This is a genomic window from Arthrobacter sp. BB-1 (assembly GCF_006151685.1).
Classification (GTDB): Bacteria; Actinomycetota; Actinomycetes; order Actinomycetales; family Micrococcaceae; genus Arthrobacter.
Window position 1 is genome coordinate 94,294 of the sequence record NZ_VDEV01000027.1, and the last position, 25,831, is coordinate 120,124.

General features: G+C 56.2%; 20 protein-coding genes. 10 read left to right on the forward strand and 10 right to left on the reverse strand.

Going from position 1 to position 25,831, the window contains the following annotated elements; all coding sequences use genetic code 11:
- Window positions 1-76: 76 nt before the first annotated feature.
- Together FHJ30_RS15435 and FHJ30_RS15440 are read left to right on the forward strand one after the other, a co-directional pair.
- Window positions 77-307, forward strand: a complete 231-nt coding sequence (locus FHJ30_RS15435) for a hypothetical protein (RefSeq protein WP_139030145.1) — start codon at window positions 77-79, stop codon at window positions 305-307.
- 212 nt (window positions 308-519) lie between these two features.
- Window positions 520-897 (forward strand): Lrp/AsnC family transcriptional regulator, encoded by a 378-nt coding sequence (locus tag FHJ30_RS15440; RefSeq protein ID WP_240793728.1) that lies wholly within the window; start codon window positions 520-522, stop codon window positions 895-897.
- Window positions 898-1,156: 259 nt separating this feature from the next.
- Here the strand turns inward: FHJ30_RS15440 and FHJ30_RS15445 are convergent, their stop codons facing one another.
- Window positions 1,157-2,380, reverse strand: a complete 1,224-nt coding sequence (locus tag FHJ30_RS15445) for a MinD/ParA family protein (RefSeq protein WP_373683155.1) — start codon at window positions 2,378-2,380, stop codon at window positions 1,157-1,159.
- A gap of 1,083 nt (window positions 2,381-3,463) precedes the next feature.
- A complete protein-coding gene (locus FHJ30_RS15450; protein ID WP_139030148.1) occupies window positions 3,464-4,591 on the reverse strand; it encodes an acyltransferase in 1,128 nt (375 codons plus the stop codon).
- A gap of 388 nt (window positions 4,592-4,979) precedes the next feature.
- Here FHJ30_RS15450 and galE point away from each other — a divergent pair, with 388 nt between their 5' ends.
- Window positions 4,980-6,062 (forward strand): UDP-glucose 4-epimerase GalE, encoded by a 1,083-nt coding sequence (gene galE / locus FHJ30_RS15455; RefSeq protein WP_139030149.1) that lies wholly within the window; start codon window positions 4,980-4,982, stop codon window positions 6,060-6,062.
- A gap of 753 nt (window positions 6,063-6,815) precedes the next feature.
- Here the strand turns inward: galE and FHJ30_RS15465 are convergent.
- Together FHJ30_RS15465 and FHJ30_RS15470 are read right to left on the reverse strand one after the other, a co-directional pair.
- Entirely contained in the window at window positions 6,816-7,952 is a 1,137-nt protein-coding gene (locus FHJ30_RS15465) for a glycosyltransferase family 4 protein (protein WP_139030150.1), read from the reverse strand.
- A 105-nt stretch (window positions 7,953-8,057) separates the two neighbouring features.
- Window positions 8,058-9,560, reverse strand: coding sequence for a polysaccharide biosynthesis tyrosine autokinase (locus FHJ30_RS15470; RefSeq protein WP_139030151.1), 1,503 nt, complete (start codon window positions 9,558-9,560; stop codon window positions 8,058-8,060).
- Window positions 9,561-9,941: 381 nt separating this feature from the next.
- Here FHJ30_RS15470 and FHJ30_RS15475 point away from each other — a divergent pair, with 381 nt between their 5' ends.
- A complete protein-coding gene (locus FHJ30_RS15475) occupies window positions 9,942-10,805 on the forward strand; it encodes a glycosyltransferase family 2 protein (RefSeq protein ID WP_171059075.1) in 864 nt (287 codons plus the stop codon).
- Between the two features lie 288 nt (window positions 10,806-11,093).
- Here the strand turns inward: FHJ30_RS15475 and FHJ30_RS15480 are convergent, their stop codons facing one another.
- From FHJ30_RS15480 to FHJ30_RS22035, 6 genes are all read right to left on the reverse strand, one after another.
- Window positions 11,094-12,062 (reverse strand): glycosyltransferase family A protein, encoded by a 969-nt coding sequence (locus tag FHJ30_RS15480; protein WP_171059077.1) that lies wholly within the window; start codon window positions 12,060-12,062, stop codon window positions 11,094-11,096.
- Window positions 12,055-12,942, reverse strand: coding sequence for an alpha-1,2-fucosyltransferase (locus FHJ30_RS15485; protein ID WP_171059079.1), 888 nt, complete (start codon window positions 12,940-12,942; stop codon window positions 12,055-12,057). Before FHJ30_RS15485 ends, FHJ30_RS15480 begins: the two co-directional genes overlap by 8 nt.
- The gene (locus FHJ30_RS15490) at window positions 12,939-13,844 is read right to left on the reverse strand and encodes a glycosyltransferase family 2 protein (protein WP_139030155.1); all 906 of its coding nucleotides are present in this window, start codon (window positions 13,842-13,844) and stop codon (window positions 12,939-12,941) included. Before FHJ30_RS15490 ends, FHJ30_RS15485 begins: the two co-directional genes overlap by 4 nt.
- Entirely contained in the window at window positions 13,841-15,493 is a 1,653-nt protein-coding gene (locus tag FHJ30_RS15495; RefSeq protein WP_171059081.1) for an ABC transporter ATP-binding protein, read from the reverse strand. Before FHJ30_RS15495 ends, FHJ30_RS15490 begins: the two co-directional genes overlap by 4 nt.
- A gap of 50 nt (window positions 15,494-15,543) precedes the next feature.
- Complete coding sequence (locus tag FHJ30_RS15500; RefSeq protein ID WP_139030157.1) at window positions 15,544-16,971, reverse strand: hypothetical protein; 1,428 nt, start codon at window positions 16,969-16,971, stop codon at window positions 15,544-15,546.
- A 63-nt stretch (window positions 16,972-17,034) separates the two neighbouring features.
- Entirely contained in the window at window positions 17,035-17,844 is an 810-nt protein-coding gene (locus FHJ30_RS22035; RefSeq protein ID WP_139030158.1) for a WecB/TagA/CpsF family glycosyltransferase, read from the reverse strand.
- Window positions 17,845-18,145: 301 nt separating this feature from the next.
- Here FHJ30_RS22035 and gmd point away from each other — a divergent pair, with 301 nt between their 5' ends.
- The 6 genes from gmd to FHJ30_RS15535 all read left to right on the forward strand — a co-directional run bounded on the left by gmd (window position 18,146) and on the right by FHJ30_RS15535 (window position 25,635).
- A complete protein-coding gene (gene gmd, locus FHJ30_RS15510) occupies window positions 18,146-19,174 on the forward strand; it encodes a GDP-mannose 4,6-dehydratase (protein ID WP_139030159.1) in 1,029 nt (342 codons plus the stop codon).
- On the forward strand, window positions 19,174-20,148 hold the full coding sequence (locus FHJ30_RS15515) for a GDP-L-fucose synthase (protein ID WP_139030160.1): 975 nt from the start codon (window positions 19,174-19,176) through the stop codon (window positions 20,146-20,148). The genes gmd and FHJ30_RS15515 overlap by 1 nt, the downstream gene beginning before the upstream one ends.
- Before the next feature lie 47 nt (window positions 20,149-20,195).
- On the forward strand, window positions 20,196-21,632 hold the full coding sequence (locus FHJ30_RS15520; RefSeq protein ID WP_139030161.1) for a sugar transferase: 1,437 nt from the start codon (window positions 20,196-20,198) through the stop codon (window positions 21,630-21,632).
- Window positions 21,633-21,679: 47 nt separating this feature from the next.
- Window positions 21,680-22,993 (forward strand): UDP-glucose/GDP-mannose dehydrogenase family protein, encoded by a 1,314-nt coding sequence (locus tag FHJ30_RS15525; RefSeq protein WP_139030162.1) that lies wholly within the window; start codon window positions 21,680-21,682, stop codon window positions 22,991-22,993.
- 151 nt (window positions 22,994-23,144) lie between these two features.
- Window positions 23,145-24,863, forward strand: a complete 1,719-nt coding sequence (locus FHJ30_RS15530) for a DUF4012 domain-containing protein (protein WP_240793723.1) — start codon at window positions 23,145-23,147, stop codon at window positions 24,861-24,863.
- A gap of 178 nt (window positions 24,864-25,041) precedes the next feature.
- Window positions 25,042-25,635, forward strand: a complete 594-nt coding sequence (locus FHJ30_RS15535) for an LPXTG cell wall anchor domain-containing protein (RefSeq protein WP_139030163.1) — start codon at window positions 25,042-25,044, stop codon at window positions 25,633-25,635.
- Window positions 25,636-25,831: the final 196 nt, after the last annotated feature.

Below are 25,831 nucleotides of genomic sequence, written 5' to 3' on the forward strand. Positions count from 1 at the left end.
AAAATACGCCAGCAGTCCTTCGGGGCCTGAAGCGTCATGCATGCACACGGAAACTACAAAGGGTGGGGTAGCTGTAATGGGCATTGAGAACTTGTGGGACCGGCTTGAGCCAGAAACGCGGCAGTGGCTGGTGGACAATCCCGGGTGCAGGATCCTTCCCCGGACCGTGGTGGCGTCGATAGCAAAGTCCACCGGAGCCCAGCTGGAGCAGGACCGGCACGGCGAAAGCAGCCTCTCCCCCGAGGACTGCGACTTCATCCGCTCCGCGGCCGAACTGCAGGACGCGCACTTCCACAAGTCTTCGTAGCCGCGCACCCAGCAGGATTCCGTATTCAGCACCTGCCCGGGCGGCTCAAACGCTGGACAATTCGTCCTACACTGGGAGACGAATTGCAATTGTGAGCCAGCTTACTGACGGGGGCCTTGGGCAACGTGGCAGCAAGGGATGGCGGGACTGAACCTGTCCCGTTGGACGACATCGACCGCAAGATCATTTCGGAGCTGACGCGGGACGGCCGGATGTCCGTGACGCAGGTGGCGGAGAACGTCCACATTTCGCGCGCGCATGCGTACACCCGGATCGGCCGGCTCACGTCCGAGGGGGTGCTGTCCAAGTTCACCGCGCTGGTGGACCCCATCAAGGCGGGGCTGCGCTCGTCCGCGTACGTGACGCTGAAACTGAAGCAGGACGCCTGGCGGGAGCTGCGCGACCAGCTCGCGGTGATCCCCGAGGTGCACCACGTGGCCCTGGTGGGCGGCGACTTCGACGTGATCCTCCTGGTCCGCGCCGTGGACAACATCGACCTGCGCCGGGTCATCTTCGACCAGCTGCAGTCCATGCCGGGAGTGCTGGATACCCAGACGTTCCTGGTGTTTGAGGACCTGGATACGCGGTAGGTCTTAGTGGCGGGCCCTTGCCCGGATGAGTCCTGCGGCCAGAAGTCCCATTCCCGCGAGTGATGCCAGCATGCCGCCCAGTGCTACGGCGTATTCGGTGATCGTCATTTCCGTTGCCCCTCCCCTGCTGTCCTGCCCTGATGCGCCCAAGCTACGCCCGGAGGCTCAGCGTTGGCCGCAGGCACGGCGAGGGTTTGGTCAAGATTTGGGCACGACAGGAAGGACTGGGGACGACGTCACCGCTCAAGGGCAACAGCCCCTACTGGTACCCGTCCACTATCGCCGCGGCGATTTCTTTGTAGGCACGCCGGGTGTCGGGCTTGAGCACGTCAAGGGTAACGAGGTCGCCGTCAGCCACGCCGCGGTCATGCGGAACTGCGATAAGCTCCCGGCAGATCCCGGCGAGGTGTTCCTCGATGGCGTCCTTGTCCACACGGGAGGAGACCTCGTCCTTGTCGGTGATCACCACGATGGCATTCCGAGCCAGTTCCTCATACCCGTGGCTGGCCAGCCACTGCAGCGTACTGCGGGCCCGCTTGGCGCCGCTCACTGCGTAACCGGCGGCGATCACCAGGTTGTCCGCAGACTGCAGGATGCCGCTCATGGCGTTGTGGGTCACGCCTGTACCGCAGTCGGTCAGCGCCACGGAGTAGTAGCTGGAAATCAGCTTGCGGATGCGAAGGTACTCAGCAGCCGTAAGAGAATCTGAGACTTCCGGGTCCTGCTCCCCCGCGATCAGGTGCAGCCGGCCGGCGTGGTGCATGTACCGGGCCAGGGCGGTAAGAGAATCGATGGACTCAATGTTTTCGAGTAGGTCCGTAATGGTCCGCGGGCTGGACTGCTGGTAGATGCCTTCGCCCAGCGCGCGTTCCACCAGGTCTCCGGAATCGGGGTTGGCATCGATGGCGCAGGGGGCGTCCCCCCGGTATTCGGCGAGGGTCAGGCCCACACCCACGGTGGTGGAGGTCTTGCCGATGCCGCCTTTAAGGCTCAGGATCGCGGTGTTGTAGCTGCCCTGGAGCTGGCGTGAGATACGGCGGGCCAGCTCATCCTCCTGGCGCTGCCTGGCACTGGGGCCCAGGTTCCAAGCGCCGCCGGTCATGCTGTAGAGGGCGCCCCGAATGCCGCCGATGGGCCGCGGCTTCTGCTCCTTCACGAACAGCCCGGGTGAGCTGATGAAGTCGGGCATGGGGCTTTCGGCGATGCTGTCGGCAACAGTAGGCCGGACGCGGCGGAAGGCAGGGGTTTCAGCAGGCGTGGCCGACGGCGCCAGCGCGGCTTCCGCGGCAGCCTCGTCCCGGATGGAGGTGATGGTGTCCGGCAGCGCTGGCCGCGAGGAGGCCGGCGGTCGGGTTGGAGCCGGGACAGGGGAGGAAGGCTGTGCGGCGTCGGCTGCAGCAGCTGCCTCCGCCCAGGAAGTCCGGTGCGTCACCGCCTGTCCAACGTCAGGCGGGCTGGAAGGGGTGGGTGGTACGGCTGGCATGGTTCCTGTCTGGGCATCCTTGGGCTCGCCGTCGGCGCGACGAAGGTCGCGGCGTCGGCGCAGCTGCGGCTGCCCTGCATCCTCTGCATGGGCGCGTGCGTTCTGATCCGCCGGATCGGGCATGTCTGTCCCCCCAGGACGTTCGGCAAAAGGTTCTGCGGCACTGGTTCAAACAGTAAGTCTAGGGGTTTGAACAGATATGCCGGCTCAGACGCGAACCAGGGCGGCGCCCACCACGGCTGCGGTGAGGACCAGGAGGACTGCCAAAATGGCGTAACCCTGCCACTTGGGGCGGCCTTTATGCGGGTTTATGTCAACGTAAGGCATGGCTAGCTACGGTCACCTCGGGTTGCGGCAGGAGTGGTGAGCCTAACGGCGCGGCGCTTGAACCGCAACCTTTGATAAAGGACGAAGAAAGGAACCAGCATGGTGCCCAGCAGCGCGCAGAGCGCGAGAGCGTACTCGGATATAGCCACAACAGCCTCCATCGGTCACGGTGATCCCCATCGACCACGACATAACCACGTGACAGGCCGATTGACAAGTCAAGTCAACACAGATCCCGGCAGCTGGCATTGAACGCGCTTTCAGCAGAACGCGTTGGGACTGTCTCCTGTATGCAGCGCCCCGTGTTTATCCATCTGCGATGCACAGAATCTCGTATCTTGCTCCAATAGGCGGTTCCGGTCTTCAACCTCGGCATTTCTGGCGACTCCACCACGGCCACCACTTCTGGGGCCGCCGGGCCCCGGTTTCCTTACGCGCTCGACAGTGGCCCTCCAGCCTTGAGCGCAAGCGGCGCCCCGCCCTACGGGCAGTCTGTGTCCGTCCTTCTCCAAACTGGAAAACGCAGGGTTTTCTGACGCTCAGTCGGTGACGCTGTACTGAACTCTCTGTCCGACGAAGCTGCCTCTTGTGATCTAGGCCAGCAAGACCGAACATCTTATTCGTCAAACACCGAGGAAAGCGGTCGAACCCATAGGCGCCGCAGCGCCACGTCAACCGCTACGCGGCGGTCAGGACTTCCTATCGACAGACGGCTAGCAGGTCATCCCCCTGCCTAACTACGCAGCCCGTCTGACATCAGGGCAGAGGTCCACCGCCAGAAACCTCTGAGTCTCGCACTGCCCCGCCCCTTTCGATGCGCGTCTTCAGCTTCAACGCCGGCCGTTCAATGAGGTAATACGACACAATGCCAGCCGAGACTCCTACGAAGATCAAAGTAACCTTGCCCAGAGCGAAGGGTAGGAAGCGCGTACTCTCCTGCAGTGCATGCATTAGGACGTCGTGTACTAAGTAAATGCTGTAGCTTGACAGGCCGATCACGGTAACAACCCGAGAGGCACTGACGCGGCCAATGATCGCTGAGATACGGCCCGGCGTTGCAATGAATCCATAGAGGATCGTGACCGCGACGATCATTGACTGAATCGTATACCGCAAGGTCAGCGTGAAGGCCTCTCCGGGGACAGCGAACGAAACCAAGAACAATGCAGCGGCAGCCGCAACCGTCCATGGCTGCCCGATCCAGACCAGCAACCTTTGATGCTGCTGGTCCCTCCACATCTTGTATACGAGCGCAGCTAAAATGCCCCAAGCAATCGAATCCATCCGTGTATCAGTGCCCCGCAGGATTCGAACTGAAGCATCAGCAGCGGAGAGAAGATCGAAACGGATTAAATTTGCGATGACGATTGCGGCACATGCAGTTGTAGCCAGCGCTGGGCGCCACCACTTCTTGCCGACAAAGAACATCCAAATCAGTGCGAAAAGGATATAGAACTGCTCTTCGACAGCTAAGCTCCAAGTCACGTTAGATCCCGGCAATATTAGCCAAGCCACTTCAGGTAAAAGGACCTGCACCCAGTTGTACGTGAAAAGTATCTGACTAAGGAAGGCGGTCCAGCTTATGGCGTTCCAAAGTGAGTAAGCCAAGGTGGGTGCAACGATGAGCAAGACAAAGGGCGGAGCCAGTTTGAGAGCGCGTCGGAGGTAGAATTTGCGGACGTTGAATCCTCCGGTGCTCTCGCGCTCCCGCAGCAGTATATGGGTGATGATGAACCCGCTAATGACGAAGAAAATTGTCACGCCAGCGTCCCCTGGCATGTTCGAAACGCCAGCATGTCCCAGGACGACAATCAGAACGGCGAGAGCCCTCAGGGCGTCGATGTGGGCGTACCGCAATGCCGAGTTCATCCCGATAGTGGTCATGTGGCCGATCCCCCAAATATATGCGCAAGCTTTGCGTCGCTAATTCTATGGCTATTTGGCGAGGGCAACTCGCCATGTTGGGCGAGCACAATCCACTCCTTCGCTGTCATAGGATCTGACCGTTGTCGAAATCAACTTCATCCAGTGCCTTGCGTCGTAATCAGGCGCGTTCGCGGAGATGGCCCTTGGCGGTCCTGGAAAGTTGGCGGTCCTGAAAAGATGCACGGACTTGCCGAGCTAGCCAACACCATGAAGTCTAGAAAAGCGTCGGTCGGCACGGTAGGAGCACTTTGTCGCCGTGGAAGTAAGGACTCACAGGAGTACCGTGTGAACTTTGTCTGGAGAGGGTTCTTTTTCCGTGGCCGCGAATCGGACCTATGCTGAAGCCATGAAAGTTTTGGTCACCGGGGGTGCTGGATACATAGGATCACACACGACGCTCTGCCTGCTGGAGGACGGGCACGATGTTGTTGTACTGGATAACTTGGTGAACTCCAGCGCAGAAGCCATCCGGCGGGTTGAGGGACTGACCAGCAAGAGAATTAAATTTCGTTTAGGCGACCTACTGGATACACATGCTGTCGACTTGGCCTTTTCTGAGGATGACATCGACGCCGTCATTCACTTCGCGGGGCTTAAAGCTGTAGGCGAGTCAGTCGGCAATCCGCTGAAGTACTACAGAAATAATGTGGTAGGCACACTAAACCTGCTAGAAAGCATGGATAAAGCCGGCGTGCGTCGACTGGTCTTTAGCTCATCGGCGACGGTGTACGGCGCTAATGAGCACCTGCCTCTGACCGAGTCGCTACCACTGGACGCGACGAATCCGTATGGGCGGACGAAAGAACAGATAGAAGACATCCTGTCTGACTTGAGCGCGGCTGATCCGCGTTGGAGTGTAACAGTGTTACGGTACTTCAACCCTGCAGGCGCGCACGAGTCAGGCCAGATCGGCGAAGACCCTCGAGCCCGCCCCAATAATCTTTTACCCTTCGTAGCCCAAGTGGCGGTGGGTCGCCTTGAGAAGTTGACGGTTTTCGGCAACGACTATCCGACTCCTGACGGGACCGGCGTGCGAGACTACGTTCACGTAATGGACTTGGCCGCGGGGCATCTTTCTGCTCTCCAATACATGAGCAATAGGACAGGTATTTTTCGCTGGAACCTGGGCACCGGCTGTGGGTCGTCCGTTTTGGAGGTTATACAAGCCTTCAGTGCTGCAGTAGGACGGCCTATTCCTTACGAGTTCGCGCCCCGCCGTCCCGGCGATGTAGCACGGAGCTATGCAGACTCAACCGCAGCGCGTGAGCATCTCGGCTGGTCGGCTAAGCGAGATCTTGCCGCCATGTGCACGGACCACTGGCGCTGGCAGCGCTCCAACCCTTTTGGTTATGCAGCTGAAGTTGAGCGCGCAATCGTCACGCCGGCATCTGGCACCGACACAGAAGTGGTCTACGGAAAGCTCTCTTGACTTCCGAGCCGTTAGACCTCGGGTGGAGTCTGACGAGCTTTACCGTTGTTGATCTCCAATGGCCCCTCCGTATATTAGGGCCGAAGGGCTCTTAGCTCTCCCGCGGTGGTCTTCTCATCCCTGCTGATAGGGAGCCGATGCGACTTGAGACGTTCTGGATAGAAACGACTCGGGCAAAAGAGCTTGTAGTTGCGTCGTGATCGACTAAACAGGGACGGCACTGCTTTCAAACCGTCGAGATTGACGAAAACGCACTGCTCTAACTCTTAGGCACTATCGCGGCCGGTGGCGTATCCGTTGAGCCATAGATTTGAACGCCAACAGCGCGGCCCTGTTGAGCGAGTTGCTGGCGCGGCGCACGCTTAGCAGATGCTCCATATCCCTAAGTATTTGAAGGGTCTGGAGGCCACTGGATATTGCCTTCGGGGCCATTGATATTGCCGGTGGGGGCCAGTGCACGATGCGGTCCATGAGCGCGTCAGCGTGAACCCCGGAGCCGAGCCGCTGGTGCCAGTCGTCTCGTCCACGACGTCGAGCCGGTGCAGATCCGCGCCCGGTAGCGTAGCCCAGCCCGCCGGATCGGTCCCTCGACCTTGGCGTGGTTGAACCCGGAGTGGGCCTCGTCAACGACCAGCCGGAGCCGTTCCTCGAAGGCCATGCCGAGCACGAGCGTCTCGTCCTGGGCCTCGAGCGCTTCCAGCATCGGGGGCGGCGCCCATCTCGCGGAGCTAGTCGACACCGTGGGGCCGGTATTTAATGTTGATTCCGCTGGTGTAACGCTTGTTGTATGCCTTCAAAGAATCGTGTTGCCATCTCCTCGATCGTAAATCTCGCACGGGCGGATCGACATGCTTCTTGCATCCGATGTAATTCTTGTTTATCTGTAAGAAGGCGAATCAAGGCGTCTGCATAAGATTGCCTCCCTTCTGGTGCGACTATGCATGTTTTTCCGTGTTCGAGATACTCAAACTCCGGGCCGTGCCAGGGCCAATCTGTCGTTACGATCGGGCGACCTGCGGCAAAGCTATCAACTGCCACCAACCCTACCCGTCCTGGCATGCAGATTACATCGGCCGATCCTAGGGCGAGCGCCTTCTCTTTTCCAAATAGTGGACCTACATATCGAAGCCAAGGCTCAGTCCCGCTGAGTTTCTCCACGTCTTCACGAAGTGGACCGCTGCCCACGACAAGGAGGCGGAAATCTGCGTTTAATTGGAAGGCTAACCGACATGCTTCAAAAAGAAACGGAAGTCTCTTCGATTCGTCGAGCCCGCCGACGAAAACTGCGGTTAGGTCTGTGAGTTCGTAGTCGCTGCGAAATGCGCTGACCTGCTCGGGGGATACCTTGGATATGTCGTTTTGTAGATCATCTGTATCAATAGAGTTCTGGACCACCGTGGTTCTTCTGAGGGGGTATCCATCGGCCACCACCGAATCCTTTGAACCTTCAGTATAAGCAAAAAACCAGTCTGCACGGCGAGTTAGTCCGGACATGATTTTGCGCTTGAGCAAAGTTGGGCTTTCAACGAAGTCTCGTCCGTGCCCCCAAAGACAAACTTGCCGGCTCCTTACAGGCGAGAGCAGCAGCCAGTATGCATCCAAGTTTCGCCGCGCCTGCTCCATGATCACCAGATCTGCGGACGCGATAACGGGCTTGACGCGACGAAAGACTACCCGGCGGCCAGCGATCTTAATTTCCACCTGAGCGACGGGAACAATAAATGCCGCAGGAATTCCATCTTGGCGTTGGTGCTGATTTCTATTCGCTTGCCCGGCAGCGACTTTAATGTCGACTCCATTTGCGTTTCCTAGCTCAATCAACCGCCGAAAAAAGGGCACCCTATACTGCGGGACGTACTCCTGCAGTATTACAACGTTCGGATTTGTCACGGTGCTCCCTACAGGCAAAGGTGGCTAGAAAGTCGGTGGCACAACGCACTCTAAGCAACCTGTAAGTTGAAAGTTACTACTTGTGCTCCGCGCTTCATTGGTCGTTTAGGGTCGATGAGAATCGACGCGGCTGGCAGGGAATACTTTGGGGGGCTGTTCCACGTGTTCGTGTAGCGTTCTGCTGAAATCATCAGGCAACCCATGCTTGGACCTGGCACGCTTGGATTCTGGAACTGAAGCAGACGAAATTCTTGCCTCCTGCGAACTGTAAGAGTAGGTGTAGGAGTACGCATCTGGTCCTCGGGCAGGAAGACGATTAAGCACAACTCCTAGTAGGTTAGATCCGACCATCCGAAGGGCATCGAGCGATTTCTCTAGATCCTGTCGCTTAAGCTTTTGTGATCCGATCACGACGATAACTCCACCAACATGCTGCGAGAGCACCGCTGCGTCCGTGACAGGAAGAAGAGGAGGAGCGTCAACGACGACTGTATCAAAGGCGTTTTCAAGTCCGAGGATGAGGTGTTTCATCTTTTCGGATCCTAAAAGTTCACTGGGATTTGGCGGAATTTGGCCGGAAGTCAGAACGAACAGATTGTCGTCGCCCCAGGGTTGCAAAAGATCGTCGACCTCGGACGAGCCGACCAACGCGGTGGTTAACCCTACGTTGCGGTCCAGTCCCAAATACTCGTTGACCATCGGGCGGCGAAGATCGGCGTCAACTAAACAGACCGTCTGGCCTGCCTGCGCTAGTGCGATGGCCAGGTTTGTCGCCGTGGTGCTTTTTCCCTCTCCTGGTAGAGAAGAGGTCACCAGTACCGTTCTGGCTTGTCTAGACACATTGGCGAACTGCAAATTAGTTCGAAGCTGGCGGAAGGATTCAGCACGAGGACTCTGTGCCGGGGCCTGAGTCAGAAGCGGGTTACGTGTTGCTGTTTGATCAAATGAGATACCGCCGAGAATAGGTGCGTCAGTGACTTCTCGAACATCAGCTTCTCCTCGTATCCGGTTGTCTAGAGTGGACCGAAGGATCGACATTCCGATTCCGATTCCGAGGCCGAAAAAAGTTCCCAAGAGCAGATTTACCCGTGTATTCGGTGCAGAGGGAGCGGTGGGAACTGTTGCCGGAGTTATTATCGAAAGGCTCACGGGCGAGCTCCCTCCAGCCTTCGGCCGCTCAAGCTCCTCCACCGCTTTTATCATGCTGTTTGCCACAGCTTGGGCTATCGCTGCCGCCTGAACGGCAGATGAGTCGTTTACCGAAATGTTGATGAGTACGGTATTCAGATCCGTACTGGCGCGAACATTGGCTCCTAACGCTTCTGCGGTCGTCTCGAGCCCGAGGGATGTAATAACGGGCTCGAGAACAACAGGGGTCGTCACCGTCTTCACATACGACTGCACTCTCGCCTGGCTGAACGTGTTGCCTTGTTGCATCTCTTGGACTGAGCCGGAGTTCTGGATAGCGACGAACAACTGCGTTTGAGAGGTGTACGTAGGTTTTGAAATAATTGACGTTGCCCCCGAAACGAGCAGCCCGGCCATCGTCACAGCTGCAACCATGACCCAACTCCGCCGCAGTATTCGCATGTAGTCGTGTAATTCCAAAACCGTAGTCCCCCTGGGTCGAATGGCTCGGCACGCCAGAAGGCACGCCATCAGAACGGTAATATCTGTGCGGTCTGATCAATTGTACCTGCCCGGCTTGACGTGATATCCAGCGGAAAAAAGCTACTCACGCCAAGCGTGCGCATTGCCCCTCGACCCTTGATGCTCCGCACGGACCCTCGCAGGGCGGATTTGTCACCACCACAGTCGGGTGGCTGAAGTTTCATTCTCTGGGCACTTGCGGATGGGTTTGAGCCCACGAGAGGTCAGCCAACATCAAGACAAGTTCGCAGACACACTGCCCAAGCCGCAGGGCCGGCCCATCGACGCATCCTGCGCCAGGGGCGCTGGGCGCCAATGCTCCTGTGGCAGACTGTGGGGGTGAGCGCAGACTACAGTTACGACATTGTCTTTCTGGCCTTGGCGCGAAATTGCGCCGATACCATTCCCGGTTTCGTGCAAGGAATGGAGAGGTTGCGGCAGGCGGGCATAAGAGTTGCTGCTGTCGTGGGAGAAAACGGCTCCGAGGACGATACAAGAGAGTTACTTGAGGATGCGGCCGCTGCGACAGGCGTCGTCCACGTGGTCGACACATCCTTTATGTCAGGGGCAGCTAGCCGGTTGGAGCGCATGGCACTCGGACGGCAATTCGTGGCTCGCTTCGCGAAGGACATGCTTTTGCCAGCGCGATCCATCTGTGTAATTGATGTGGACGAACCATTTCTGGAGAATCTACAGCCCGACGTACTCCTCTCAGCTCTTCAGCGAGTGATGGACGGCGATGTTTTCGCTGTCTCGGCAACTTCACGTCCGACATACTACGATCTGCTGGCCTACGAAGACGGCGAAAGGTCCTTCGCTGATCTGGGGGAACGAATCCGGAATGCCCAGCACAATCCATTTGCGTACTATTCATTCTTCCGAAAGTTTGTCTACCCTGAACAACGCAGACTCACATCAGACACCGACACCCTGTGCCGGTCAGCATTCAACGGACTCTGCCTATATTCGGCCGGAACCTATGCCTTAGGCACCTACATACCCGAAAACGGTCCATGGATCTGCGAGCACATAACATTCAACCGGTCCCTCGCGTCCGCCACAGGCCTGCAAATGGTGGTCGATAGGGCTCTCGTAGTCCCTATGCCCTCTGAACATGGACGTCTTACGCTGGTTCCATTTATGTGGCAGCGAATGAGAAAGCTGCCTGAAATGTTTGCTATGCGGTTGGGAAAATCTGGATGACGGAGACCAGTATCTTGGACTGAAATTTGCCTGCGAGCATCAGGACAAATATGTGATCTCTCGCACCTATGCTGCCGCAGGTCAGGCTCATGCCTAACCGAGCCAGAATGAGCACAGAGGCAACAAACCTCCTCGGTGTGGCAATTTACAGTCGGATCTGATGCATCAAGGCGACTTACAGAGCCAAGGGCGTGCCATTGCCAGTCCGGTTCCTTCCTTCTCGCAAAAAACCGGTTGCAGGACAAACGGCGCTACTTTAAAATGCGCAACGGCGCTTATGTTGTTCAACTATGGCGAAGTCGAAACATCGATCTGGTACTTCCCGTATCGGTCAAAGGACTTTACCCGCAGCCCGTGCAGCGTTCCCCGAGCAGAGGAGAAGTGCAATCGCGCCCGGTGCCGCAGCCAAATGTCTCGCCGCAAAAGCGAAACAGTGTAATCCCGCAAACCTACACTAAGTCTTCGCACGGCTCTCAGCAACGTCCAAACGGCATTCGCACCGAGCTCGTGATCTACCCAAACATACGCAAGCGAACTGAAGTATGCGCGATCTAAGGCATAGCTAAAGGTCAGGCGACCTGCTGGCACAATCTCCGTGACCACCGCTTTAGCGCTCCATCGCAAACCCCGACCCGAAGCAATCCATCTTCTCAGTAAATGCGTGTCCTGGGCGCCCGAGGTGTTGTAGCGGAGCGAGTAACGCCAATTCTGTACAAGTGCACGAGGGTAGAAAATGTTACCGTCGCCGGTCGGCCTCAACAGAAGGCTGGCATCCTCAAATGATTGACGTTTCCAATAAGAACCGTCCTTACACCAAGAAGGGATGGGTTCTTCAAAATCAGGAACTACCGGGCCGGCAATCACATCCTGTGGAAACAACAAATGCATCTCCCAGAACGATGCAAACCATCCTTCCGCTGGGCTCTCATCATCATCAATAAAAATGACTGCCGCGTTCAGAACTTTAGCAAAATCCAGCGCGGCATTGCGCGCTACAACCAACCCTTGCGGCTGAATAGATAAGTAGTGCATGGTGGCACCGGTAGGGTAAGTAGCACATTCATCGAATATGACCTTCGCCGACTGTTCACTATCATTATCTACGATAAGAAGGTGCACGTTGCCGTCTGTCCCAGAAAAGTCCTGCGAGTTAACCTTCTTGATCAGCGCTCGAAGCAACATGGGTCGTCGATACGTGCAAATTGCAATGACGCACGCTTCGCGCTCTACCTCCTGCAACTCTTCTGCGTCACCCATGCCAAGATGCTCCTCTGGCATCCAGCGTCAACCAGTCAGCACCAAGAAGGTCAGACGCACTCTCTCCACTCGCCATCCAAGGTCTTGGCGCAACGATGGGGTGAAGGCCTCGTCGTGCCATTAGCCATGCGGCCCACCAACTAAACGATGAATTACTCATGATCATTCCACTGCCCCGCGACATGGCCTTAATCGTGTTAAGGCTAGACAACTCGGAATTCTGGTCAAAGACTTTGATGTTTGGCAGGTGTTTCAACTCACTTCGAGCAACGTCCGGCTCATCCGAAAACACCATCGATTGCTCGACGGACGACAACTTTCTTATGAGGTTTATACCGCGTTCAAAGTATGCGCTCGAAGTGATGCCATGTACGGCTGCGGTATTTGCGGTGGTGTAATCTCCTCGACGGACATGCAGGGTTATACGACCGCTGTTGTGTAAGCTGCTCATTATTTTCTGTTCCGTGGCTGTAACCTGACTGTTCATTAGGAGATCGGCCATGCGATCAGCTACGTGATCAAAATATCGAGGCGATTGAAAATACCCAAAAATCGTCGTTCCTGGAACAATCTTGTTGATAGCAGAGGAATACCCAAAGGACTCTTCACGGTAAACCCGACGAGTCTTCTTTAGCTTTGGGAAGGATCTGCGAAGGCGTCCACCTCGATCTAGCCACGGCGACTCGTGGGAGATTACTTCGCCGGGTAGCGATAGCGACCCTAACTCAAAAGAGCGCAGATCTCCGCCGACGTACTTGGATGCATCTATGTAAAGCGGGCAACTGAGCCGCTCCGCTTGTTCCCAAGCAGCGGCTAGTACGAACAGTTGATTACCTAATCCGCCAGTCAGATAGGCACAAACGCCATCATCAATGTTCAATTCGTTCTTCTCCTCGTGACGTCCAAGAGTCCGGCCCCCCCGGCAACACAGCATTCCCACCAGAGCCTGTCGTGAGATCGGGACAACACGAAGCGGAGGAAATAGGTAAAGGATTCCGACAACGTGCCATAAACAACCATTGACCGGCTAACTCTTCCCAAATTGTCCTCGGCGAGGGACCAGCGATGAGCAACGGCCATCCGGACAAGTAGGGGCCGCTTGTGGCGATTGATCGGTGACTGATGGTGGTGAAGTTTAGCGGTATGTACATGCCGAAGCGTTCCTCGCGCACTCGCCCGCAAGCCGAAGTCTGCATCCTCACCAATCGCGTAACCCACCCGTCGTTCATCGAACTCGAGGCCGTCTATTTTAGCCAACCTGAAGGACATGGAACATCCGGGCAACCAGTCCACGTCCACGTCAAAAGGCGTTTCGTGGGCTCCAATGTTGAAACCGGTGGCGAGCACTCTTCCTGGGTGAACGCTGTCGCGTCCACCCAGTCGTGCGAAAAGCGTTGCTTTTTTCCGGTTGCCTCCTTTGATCAAGCCCCCTGCGCCTACCAAAGCGGAATCCACGTCAAATGCCTTTGCGAGCTCTTCTAGGTACTCCGGCTCAAGTTCCACGTCATCATCTATGAAATGAACGATGTCGAATCTTTCACGGACGTTCTTGAGTGCAACATTTCGCTGCAGAGTAAGGCCAGGGGCGGTGTGGATGTACTTCAGAGGCGGCAACTCACCCCTATTCGCGTACTCGGCACATAGATCAGCCGTCTCCCCACTGTCGCTGCTGTCGATCACATAAAGCTCTGATGGCATTCTTTTCTGGTTCAGCAGAGACTCCAAGCAGCGCTTCATGTCTGATTGTCTGTTACGGGTACAAATTACTAAGACGTCCCTCATGAGCCCAGCTCCATATTTTGGTGTGAATGTTGAACTTTTCCATTGACAAGATCGATCCTTCGGTCCACGTAATCAAGGGCCGCTTTACGATGAGTCACGACAATTACAGTCATTTTCCCAGGGATTCTGGCGACCGCCTCAAGGATGGCCTTTTCAGTTTCTAGATCCAGTGCACTGGTAGCCTCGTCCAGAATAAGAAGTAGCGGTTGTCGGTACAACGCTCGCGCCAAACCCACTCTCTGCCTCTGACCTCCCGATAAGCCTATCGACTTGGAATCGATAAACGACTCGCTGCCGTGCGGCAACTGACCAACGAATTCTTCGAGCTGCACGACCCGGAGTACCTGCGCAAGAATTGCCGTATCAGCCGGTTGGTCCCAGTAAACGTTCTCAGCCAACGTTCCGCGGCGGATAGGAACGTCCTGCGGGACAATCCCAACCGTCCGCCGGAAGTCTACCCATGCATCAGTCGTCAGAACCTCGCCGTTAACGTATACAGCTCCCGCAGTGGGGGGAAACAAACCCAAAAGTAGGTCCAGTAGCGTGGTCTTTCCGGACCCACTCCGTCCTAGAATTGCGACACGCTCACCTGAAAAAATGGTGAGATCAACTTCATCAAGTGCGGGACCATCGCGTCCAGCAAAGTGATGCGAGACTCCACGAAGGGAGAACTCCGGGGGTTTATCCCAGTTTCCAGTGGGCGCTACGTCATTGAGCTTTTCTTGTCCACGAGATTCGGTCTGGATGTCGGCCAATTGTTCCATCCTGTGGTTCCACTTCTCAATCCAGGTGAGTTGGCCAAGAGAGGTGTTCAACTGATTCTGCACGGCCTGTACACGAGGGATTATGCGGTAAAAGAGCGCCACGAACACCAAGCCTAGGGTGATATCACCCTGTAACAGGAGCGCTAGCCCCACGACCGTAGCCAGGAAAACGGCAGCTACGGAGTCAACCATTGTTCTTGTCCCTGCAGGCAACATGATTTGCCGGCGCCGGAGTCGAGCTAGCAAGTCAGCGCTCTTCTGAGAGCGAACTAACCACTCGCGGTCGCTGCCAGACTCGCGCAGGAACTTGATGTCCGACAGAGAGGAGGACACCTCCTCCGCTATTTCTGTGGTTGTGCCCGATAGCTTCAGTTCGTTTTGTCGAACATACTTCAGCCTCTGACGAAAAATGAGTGCAGAAATAACGATGAAGAGTAATGCGAGGCCTAAAAGACTGGGCGTCAAGACGGCTGACGCCGAAATTAGTATGATCACCACAACGGCAGTTCCGATGCCCGAAAGGAGCGAAAACACACCGTTCGACAGCTGGGTGGCCTCCGACATCACAGCGGCGGTGATTTCGCCCTGACTTAGCTTTCCGACCTGCAGCCATGGACCCGACACCAGACGTTCCATCAACTCCCGGCGTCCCTTGGCTTCAACGGAAGTAGTCACTCTACTGATCAGCGCGTCCCCGAAAAGTTTCAGAAGCGACGAGGCGATCAAGAAGAGAGTAAGCAGTGCCAAGATGGGAAGGATGGAACTGATGGTCGGACTAGGCTGATTTAGAAGTGGAAGGATGCTGGCCAACCCCAAGGCTTCCGCCACACCGCTCAGAGCCAATACGCCAATGGAACCCAGGGCGGCGAACTTGGATGGCTTCACAAGCCGCCAGTAATGCCTTAGGGCACTAACGGGTTTCTTTGTGTTTGTGCTCAATGTTCTCTCTGTTCTCGACTAGCGAGTAAGGCTAGTGATAGCGCTACCCACAGGAAGGACACGGACGCGGAAGTGCGTGCAGCTTCAATCTTGATTTCATCCAGAAGAATGTATGTAAGGACGGCCGTCGCACTCAGAGAAGCTGAATGGTGTAGGAGGATGCCGCGAAACAGTTTGAAAAGCAGTAACGAAATCAACAACACAAAAGCAATTAGGCCAAGTGTCCCTCCGGACCACAGAAGCCACAAATAGATACTGTGCGGGTAGGTCCCAATTTCTTCATATGGATAATGAAATCCATTTCCGATTAAGCCAGCATCAATGAAGCGTGGTAGCTGAGTGAAGTAGCCCCAGACGCCAGCTCTATTCAGAGTCGACTCAACACTCCCCTCAAACTGGACCGAGGAAAGTCTTGCAAATACTGGCAAAGCTGACAATGCACTGAAAAACGAATAGATAATCAGGGACAAAGTTGCAAACAGGAAAAAAACTTTACGCGCCAGATGACGAAATGTAACTGCAGAGGTCAGAGCCAAAGCCGGAGCGACAGCACACAAAATAACAACGGGACCTCTTGATTGAGTGGCTAACAAGATAATGAAACTCGGCACTATAAGCGACGCCGCCAGTAGTCGCCATCGCGGTGAATCTTCAAAAATTACCGCAGTTAAGCCCAGTAAAATTATCGCACCGTAGAACTCAGCCAGCAGCTCGTAATCACCTAAAGATCCAGTGAATCTACCGGAGTTGAACGGACCTACATTTAGCGCCCTACCTGTTCCTAGCAAATATAGATCGTAGAGACTCGCAATTCCTCCCCCAACTAGAATGGCCCGTCTCGCATTCATAAACGACGGCAATTGAAAGGATGGAGCAGAACTAACTAATATTGCAAGAGCTATTCCGTTCAACCAGGGCAGTAGGACGAGCGCGCTCTGAGAGTTGGACACCGTAGAAGTAAATGCAATGGTCCCGAACCCCACGATTGCCCACAACATCAATCCAAAGTATCGATTTTCCGCAGCGGCTACGGCTGTTACAGCAAATGAGCGGTTGTTTGAGGATATTCCGCAAGCGATCAGCAACGCGGTTGCCAAGGACAAAAGGACGACTAAGTCGGTGCCGCTAAATTCGCGTTGAGGGACAACCAGAAAACAGGCGTTCAAGAAAAACATCCACATAAACTTGGATTGGCTACGCAGCGTAGCCAGGACAGCGAGTCCCGCCAAGGCCAGGGACGCACCTGCGGCCAACATGAGCGGAACGCGTCCCAACACAATAAGCCCACAGAGCACAGAGCCGCTGATGACGATCCCGGCCCAAATCAAAATCGAAGTACTCGATAGTGTGGTCCGAGCCTTAAGAGGACCGACTTTTCGCGCACTAGCTAAAGGCCATACATGCTCAAAGGATTTGAATTTCATTGTCATTGCTCACCCGCTTAGGACGAGCGGCAGCTACTTCAAGGTAACAAAGCAGAAGCTCGGTCACTTCCTGAAACTCCACCCGTTTTGCTTGATATCCCTGCCAACCAACATGAGGAACCGAGCATTTCCAATAAGATATCTGCGCCAGAGGCGTTTTGGCTGACTACATAGACGAAAGAACCACTCGAAGCCTATGGCGCGAACCCATCTCGGAGCCTCCCGAACAGTTCCAGCGGCGAAATCAAAAGCTGCCCCGACTGCGATCGTCGTCACACCAATGGAAGCTGCAAGGCGTCTGGCTTCCCAGTCCTGTTTAGGTGTTCCCAAACCCACCCAGACAATGTTGGGCAACGTGGTACTGATCCGAAGGTCTTGCATGTCAAGCTCGGCCTCGCTGAGGGGCCGGAACGGAGGGCTCTCGATTCCCACAATGTCACACCCCGGGTATCTCATGGACAGCGTCTCCTGAAGCCGGTTTAAAACGTCCGGTGAGGAGCCGAGAAGGAAGTGCCGGATGCCATACCGTCGCCCCACGTCAAAGACGTCAAGGAAGAGTTGTGGTCCTCTTATGTGGTGCAACCTGGGCGTTCTTCTGCGCAATCTGGAGAGGACGGACAATGGCTTGCCGTCAGGCAGGTTAAGGGCTCCCTTCGATAACAGTTCTACGTAGCTGGTGTCTTTGGCAGCGAGCGAAATGGTGTAGGCGTTGACTAGATGAACATGAATCGCTGACGAACTCTTCGGTTGCCTGGCGAGGGTGCAAAGGCCATGGGCTGCCTCAGTCCCACTACCAGCTACAAGGGACAGTGGACCGAACGGCTGAAATCCCGCTGGCCACACCGACGGCCCAATAGTTGAGACTGGCGTCATTTCCCCAAGATCTTTCGTTGATGTGTGCTAGCAACGTCCGTGCGAATGCTACCGGCGCAATCACATTTGGAGGTTGCTGGATCCCATAATGCGTGGTGCACGTCGGCCGGACAGGCTCAAGCGACCATTTTTACGTAAGGATACCTGCCAGTCCTGAGCACAAACGAATCCCCCTTCTGGGACTGCGGCGTTGAGCCTTGCCCCAATCCATTGGCTAGGATGTCTGCGGGGGACACCGCTTGCCTCTCGCCGCCGGCAGTAGCCGCCTCTTCGACATCTCAACAAAATCATGGGGAAAGTAATGACAAAACGCGCACTCATCACAGGTATAACGGGGCAGGACGGGTCTTACCTTGCGGAACTGTTGCTTACAAAGGGCTACGAAGTGCATGGTCTGATCCGGCGAGCCTCCACCTTTAATACCGCCCGTGTTGACCACCTTTATGTCGACCCTCACGATCCGAAAGCGAAGCTCTTTCTCCACTACGGTGACCTGAGCGATGGAGCCCGTCTGGTAACCCTTCTCGCGGACATCAATCCAGACGAGGTCTACAACTTGGCGGCGCAGTCCCACGTGCGTGTCTCCTTCGATGAACCTGAGCACACTGCAGATACAACGGGAGTTGGGACGATACGTCTCCTGGAAGCTGTGCGCATGTCCGGGATCGATACAAGGTTCTATCAAGCATCCTCGTCCGAGATGTTCGGAGCCACACCTCCCCCGCAAAATGAAGAGACACCCTTCTATCCCCGCTCGCCCTACGGGGCCGCGAAGGTATACAGCTACTGGATAACTAAAAACTATAGAGAGGCGTACGGCATGTTCGCCGTGAACGGAATCCTCTTCAACCACGAATCGCCCCGACGGGGTGAAACATTCGTTACTCGCAAGATAACCCGTGCGGTTGCAGCGATCAAAGCCGGAAAACAGGATCTGCTGTATATGGGCAACCTGGACGCGGTCCGCGACTGGGGCTATGCAGCTGAGTATGTTGAGGGCATGTGGCGGATGCTGCAGGCGGACGAGCCGGACGACTTTGTGCTGGCGACGGGCGGCAACTACACAGTTCGTGATTTCCTTCAAATTTCCTTTGAGCACGCAGGCCTAAAATGGGAGGATCACGTCCGTTTCGACGAGCGCTATCTCCGGCCGACAGAAGTAGATGCTCTCGTGGGCGATGCCTCTAAGGCGCAAGAAAAACTGGGCTGGAAAGCTTCCGTGCACACTCCTGAGCTTGCTCGGATCATGGTGGATGCCGATATAGAAGCGCTCAAGCATGCCGGTAACCACTGGATTGACAGGGTTTCTCTCGAAAGCTGGAAGAACTAGTGGACGAGAGTGTGAATTTCGTACCAGAAAAGCTCGACCGCTCCTCAACCTTTTATGTAGCAGGTCATCGCGGCTTGGTCGGATCGGCAATTTGGCGCTACCTCGAGCAGGAAGGATTTTCCGGCCTCGTAGGACGCACATCGTCAGACCTTGATCTCAAGGACCGGGACGCCGTCTTCAAGTTCTTTGCAGACGCAAAGCCCAGATACGTGGTGCTGGCCGCTGCAAAAGTGGGTGGCATCCTCGCCAACAGCACCTATCCAGTCGATTTCCTGAGTGACAACCTCAGGATTCAAGTCAACGTCCTTGACGCCGCCAGAGAATTCGGCGTTGAGCGGCTCCTCTTCCTAGGTTCTTCTTGCATCTACCCCAAGTTCGCGGAGCAGCCCATACGCGAAGATTCGTTATTGACCGGTCATCTGGAACCGACCAATGATGCGTACGCCATAGCGAAAATCGCTGGGATCATGCAGATTCAGGCGGTTCGGCGGCAGTCCGGTCTGCCATGGATTTCTGCTATGCCAACTAACTTGTACGGTCCGGGGGACAACTTTTCACTAGAGGGTTCGCACGTCCTACCTGCCATGATCCGTCGCTACGACGAGGCGGCTCGTGCGGGTACCCCGGTTGTCACAAACTGGGGTTCCGGCACGCCTAGGCGTGAGTTTCTGCACGTAGACGATATGGCGGCAGCCTGCCTTCACTTGCTGGAAAACTACGACGGGCCCTCCCAAGTGAATGTAGGGACGGGCACCGACATTTCCATCAAGGACCTGGCCGCTCTCGTGGCCGATGCTGTTGGATACTCCGGGGAGATCACCTGGGATACTTCCAAGCCGGACGGAACACCCCGCAAGCTCCTCGACGTATCAAAGCTAGCGGAAGCTGGCTGGACGTCGACTATTGGCCTTGAAGCTGGCATTCGGTCGACTGTTGATTGGTATCGGTCCAACCTCGCGCAGATTCGCAACTAGCCAAGAGCGACTGATTTCGTTATTGGCTCTGAATCGGGGGAGATGTAGTGAGTGGGGGCAACGACTGGCGGGCACGATCCGCCCGCCAGTTGCGCGTGGTTGACGCGTTCGTTGTGGTTTGGGCTGTTGTCGGGGCCTACGTCATCCGCTTCGGATTCGAAGCGGATGCGATAGTCACAGGCCAAGAGTTTAGCTACGCCTGGCTCTCAGTCGCCCTAGCCATCGTGTGGTGGCTAATGCTGGGCGCATGGAACAGCAGACAAAGCAGGATCTTGGGTGCTGGACCTGACGAATACAAACGAGTAGCTGCCGCGTCTTTGTGGCTTTTTGGCCTCATTGCCATTGTGTCGTATGTCCTCAGAGTGGATACAGCACGAGGTTATGTCGGAGTGGCACTCCCGTCCGGCTTATTGGGATTGCTCTTGGCGCGCTGGCTGATTCGACAGCACTTAAGCGTAAACCGCCAACTCGGAGAGAGCATGTCCCGCCTCCTACTGCTTGGCGGCCCCAGCGCGGTGGCGCATCTTGCACGTTCCTTGGAAACTGCGAAGCATGCCGGTTATCTTCCCGTCGCCGTGTACACCCCGGGCAATCCTGAAGGCCCGACCGTCGAGCCCGAGTCCGGGCTACCTGTCCTTGGGACTAGGGCCGATGCCAAATCCATAGTTGACGCCATTGAGGCCTGCAATGCCGATGCCGTAGCAGTTTCGGCGGGGGTCCAACTGCATCCCCAGACGCTCCGTCACCTAGGTTGGGAATTGGCTGCGCGAAATATCGGGCTAATCATGGCGCCCGCCCTGACAGACATAGCCGGTCCGAGGATTCATACTCAGCAGGTTGCTGGCCTCCCTCTTATTCACGTCACCACCCCGACGCTTGAGGGGGGTCAGCGCGTGGCAAAAAGACTGTTCGACGTCATCGTTTCCGGCTTGCTCATTATTGTTTCTCTGCCTGTCATGGCCATCGTCGCGTTGCTGATCAAATTTCATGACCAGGGCCCAGTAGTTTTCCGACAAGGCCGGGTAGGAATCGAAGGAAAGCCATTTCAGATGTTGAAGTTTCGTTCGATGACTGTTGATGCGGAGCACCGACTGTCCGAATTAAGAGGCCAGAGCGACGGCAATGGCTTGCTGTTCAAGATGAAGGACGATCCTAGGGTCACACCAATTGGTAGGTTTCTCCGGAAATTTAGCTTGGATGAGCTCCCTCAGCTCTTCAACATCCTTCTAGGATCAATGAGTCTTGTCGGCCCACGTCCCCCACTCCCCTCCGAAGTTGCTGCCTACGAAAAAGACGTCCGCCGTAGACTGCTCGTTAAACCCGGCCTCACAGGTCTTTGGCAAGTCAGCGGCCGCTCCAACCTATCGTGGCAGGATTCTGTGCGGTTGGATCTCTACTACGTAGAAAATTGGTCCCTAGCTGGCGATCTTCTGATTCTCATCAAAACCTTCCGCGCCGTCTTCCGCGGCTCCGGAGCCTACTAAACCATGCTTCGCATGAAAACCGCCCTTATGGGGAAGGACAATTACGCATGAAAATATCTGTCATCGGCTGCGGATACTTGGGAGCTGTCCATGCGGCTTGCATGGCTAAATTGGGTCACGACGTAGTGGGCGTAGATGTCGACGAGCGTAAGATTGTTGAACTCGCCGCGGCAAGGGCTCCCTTCTACGAGCCAGGACTTGAAACGCTACTCCAAGAGGTACAAGAAACGGGCAGGTTGAAGTTCACGACGGACGTTTCAGCTGTAGCCGGTAGTGCGGTCCATTTCATTTGTGTAGGAACACCGCAAAAAAAGGGGGAAAACGGAGCCGACCTTACGTTTGTCGACGCAGCTATGCTGACCCTGATGCCTCACGTAATGCCCGGTGAAGTAGTCGTTGGCAAATCGACAGTTCCCGTCGGCACGGCGGCGCGGCTCGCGGGTTTGCTCGAGAACGAGCAACCCTCGGCGCATCTCGTTTGGAACCCAGAGTTCCTCCGCGAAGGGCATGCCGTTGCTGATACTCTCCGACCCGATCGCCTCGTTTATGGCGTACTGACCGGCTCTGAGGAGCACGCTGCTGTGGGAGTCCTCGATGATGTCTACAGAGGGCCGCTTTTGGCCGGGACTCCACGCTTGGTCACGGACCATCCAACGGCTGAGCTCGTGAAGACCGCTGCAAACTCCTTCCTAGCAACGAAAATCTCATTCATCAATGCAATGGCGGAGCTCTGCGAGGCAGCGGGAGCTGACGTCACGCAACTTGCGGATGCAATCGGCCTGGACGACCGAATAGGACGAAAGTTCTTGAACGCAGGGATTGGATTCGGCGGCGGTTGCTTGCCAAAGGACATCCGCGCTTTCATGGCTAGAGCAGGTGAACTCGGCGCCGACCAAGCTCTTACGTTCCTCCGTGAAGTCGACGCAATCAACATGCGCCGGCGTACCAGGGTAGTTGAGCTGTCCCGCGAGCTGTGCGGAGGCTCCCTGCTGGGCAAGAAAATTACCGTGCTCGGCGCAGCGTTTAAACCGGAAAGTGATGACGTTCGTGATTCACCTGCCTTGAGCATTGCTGCTCAGTTGCAACTCCAAGGTGCCATCGTGACCGTAACTGACCCCAAAGCATTGAGCAACGCCGCTCGCCGTTTTCCGGAGCTTCACTATGAGGCCGACCTCAGCAAGGCACTTGAGTCTGCCGACGCGCTTCTCCTACTGACTGAATGGCAGCACTACCGGGAACTCGACCCTTACGAGCTGGCGGCCACTGTAGCGTCTAGGCGCATCCTTGACGGTCGTAACGTGCTTGACCCGGCTAAATGGCGGGCGGCGGGCTGGATCTACCGGGGTCTCGGGAGGCCCTGAGGTGGCGAAGTCGCAGATTGCATCTCAAACCCGGGACACGCGCACTCCCAGGAACAACTCACGCGGGTCGCTTGGGCGTCAACGGAGTCGTTTATTCATCGCGATTATCTGTACAGCCGCTATCCTCGTCGCTCTCGGGGCAGGGGCTTGGTTGTCAATCAAAGCGATGACCATTAGGGACGAACTCCAAGCTGCCAACGCGTTGATCGCACCTTTGAAGAGTGAAGTCGCGAACCAAGACACTGAAGGTGCTATTTCAACAGTCGACCAATTACGCGCACATACCGCAGCAGCTAAGCAATCTGCGGAAGATCCTGTATGGGCCCTAGCTTCCACTCTTCCGGGCATCGGGTCCAATTTTGCCGTTGTTGCGGAAGTTGCGCGATCGGCGGACGACGTAGCCAATCTAGGATTAGCGCCCCTTGCTAAGGTCTTCGATTCGCTGGACTGGAATGCATTGGTACCCAGCGGAACTACAACAGATCTAGGGCCATTGGTAACCGCTTCTCCTTCCGTCACGTCTGCTGCTCATGCTGTTAGGGCCTCCTCCGAAAGGCTCGATGAAATTGATCCCAGTGGCCTGTGGCCTCAGATTGCCGAACCGCTTGTGGAAGCCAGAGATCGATTACGAGAGGTGACGGGTGCCCTCGATGCGTCTGCAGACGCATCACGTCTCTTGCCCAGCATGATGGGGGTAGAAACCCCGAGGAATTACTTGCTCATGGTCCAAAACAACGCGGAGTCTCGCGCTTCGGGCGGTATTCCTGGAGCACTAGCCGTACTTGAGCTCCAGAACGGGAAGTTCTCGCTAGGAGCACAAAGCAGCGCGGGTGAGATCGGAACAATGTCCCCAGTCATCGCTCTGGATGAAGTTCAGCAACAGATCTACTCAAGGCGATTGGGTAAATTCATGCAGGACGTAAACCTAACACCTGATTTCCCTACTGCGGCCAGAACGGCCGCGGCCATGTGGGAGCGGAAGACCGGTCAACACCTGGATGGTGTGGTCTCAGTCGACCCAGTTGCACTGAGTTACATTTTGAAGGCCACGGGCCCGGTCCGCGTCAGCGGGCCTGAGCTTTCACAAGTGGCGAGCCTTGGGCTACCTACAGAGCTAAATGGCCGAAACGTCGTGCCGACCCTCCTGTCCGAGGTTTACGCAAAAATTGAAGAACCCCGGCTTCAAGACGCCTACTTCGCTGGTGTTGCTCATGAAATTTTTGACGCCCTCTCACGCGAACAGACTGATCCGAAAGGCCTCATTACAGGCATTTCACGCGGAGTAACGGAACGCCGCATCTCTCTGTGGTCTGCGTCGGAATCGGAACAATCGATCATCGGAACCTATCCACTGAGCGGTTCAATCGCGGGGCCAAGTGTTCCTGCGGCCCAGTTTGGCGTGTACTTCAACGACGGTACAGGCGCCAAGATGGACTACTACGTAAAGCGCACTGTACAGCTGATTAGGGAATGTCCCGCTGATGGCTATGAACAGACGACCGTACGCATCACCAGTACCAATACCGCCCCAGCTGATGCAGCGACTTCCTTACCGGGCTATGTCACTGGGGCTGGAATGTTCGGAGTGCCGCCAGGATCAGTGCAGACAAATATCGTTGCGTACGGGCCAGTGCAAGCCACCGTGGAAACAGCACACTCGGACGGGCAGAGGACCGAATTTGCGCCCTATTTCCACAGCAATCGACCCGTAGGAGTGTTGGCTGTCCGGCTGGCACCGGGAGAAAGCAAAACCGTTGAGTTCACCTTCGGGAAGATCGTCCAGCACACGAAACCTAACCTAGTAGTCACGCCTACGGTCCAAGATGTTAAGGACATGACACTCCCGATGGAAAACGAAGTTTGCGGCTGAAACCGTGGACAGCGCGTTAACACTATGTAAACCGACTGGATTGAGATTGCTCACAACGAAGAGCAGATGGTAGCTTCTTACCTGGGATACATATCCGGAGTTCTGCACACGGTCTCGTGCGGAGGGGGACACTCCCCATGTCGGGTATTAAATAACTTAAACGTCTCCGGGGGGACATATGAAAAAAACACTTGCAGCACTCGCGCTTGCCGGTTCTATCGCCCTTGTAGGGGCGGCTCCTTCCATGGCAGCCACCTACCCCGCCCTTCCGCCGCAGGCCGCTGTTTCTGACGGCGTCGTAGGCCCAGGTGAAGACTTCATCTTCAGCGGCCAGGGCTTCCTTGCCGGTGAAACCCTCACCATCACCGTAACCCCGGGCGACGCTCCGGCCTCGGACGGGGCAAGCATCGCTGGTGGTGCGGCTGTAGCGGCTAAGATCAATCTTTACTTGGCCCCGAGCACTCTCAGCACGACAGCTGACGCGCAGGGTCGGTTCTCGCTTCCCATCTCCATCAGCGAGGCCGGCACCTACTCCATCACGGCAACCGGCAACACCTCCGGTGTAACTGTTGGTCCTGTGACGGTTAAGGTTGTCGCTTCACTCGCCAATACGGGCGGCGCCCCGCTGGCTAACACCGGCAGCGGCCTGGCCAACACCGGCGCTGACTCCGGTCTGATCCTTTGGACCCTCGTCGGTGCGGGAGCACTGGCTGCCGGCGCAACCTCGGTTGTCGTTGTTCGCCGCCGCGCCAAGGCTGAGACTGCTGCCTAACAGCAACAGGCAATAACCACCGGAGAAGGTGGGTGTACTCCAGGAATGGGGAACACCCACCTTCTTTCTTTAAGGTCTCAATGGGCTAAGCAACGAAGGCAGGGGGTGGGACTGTGGTATCAATATGAGCTATGGGGAGACATTGGCGCAGAACACCGAGAGAGTACGACTTCTCCATATCACTCCCCCGCCCGCA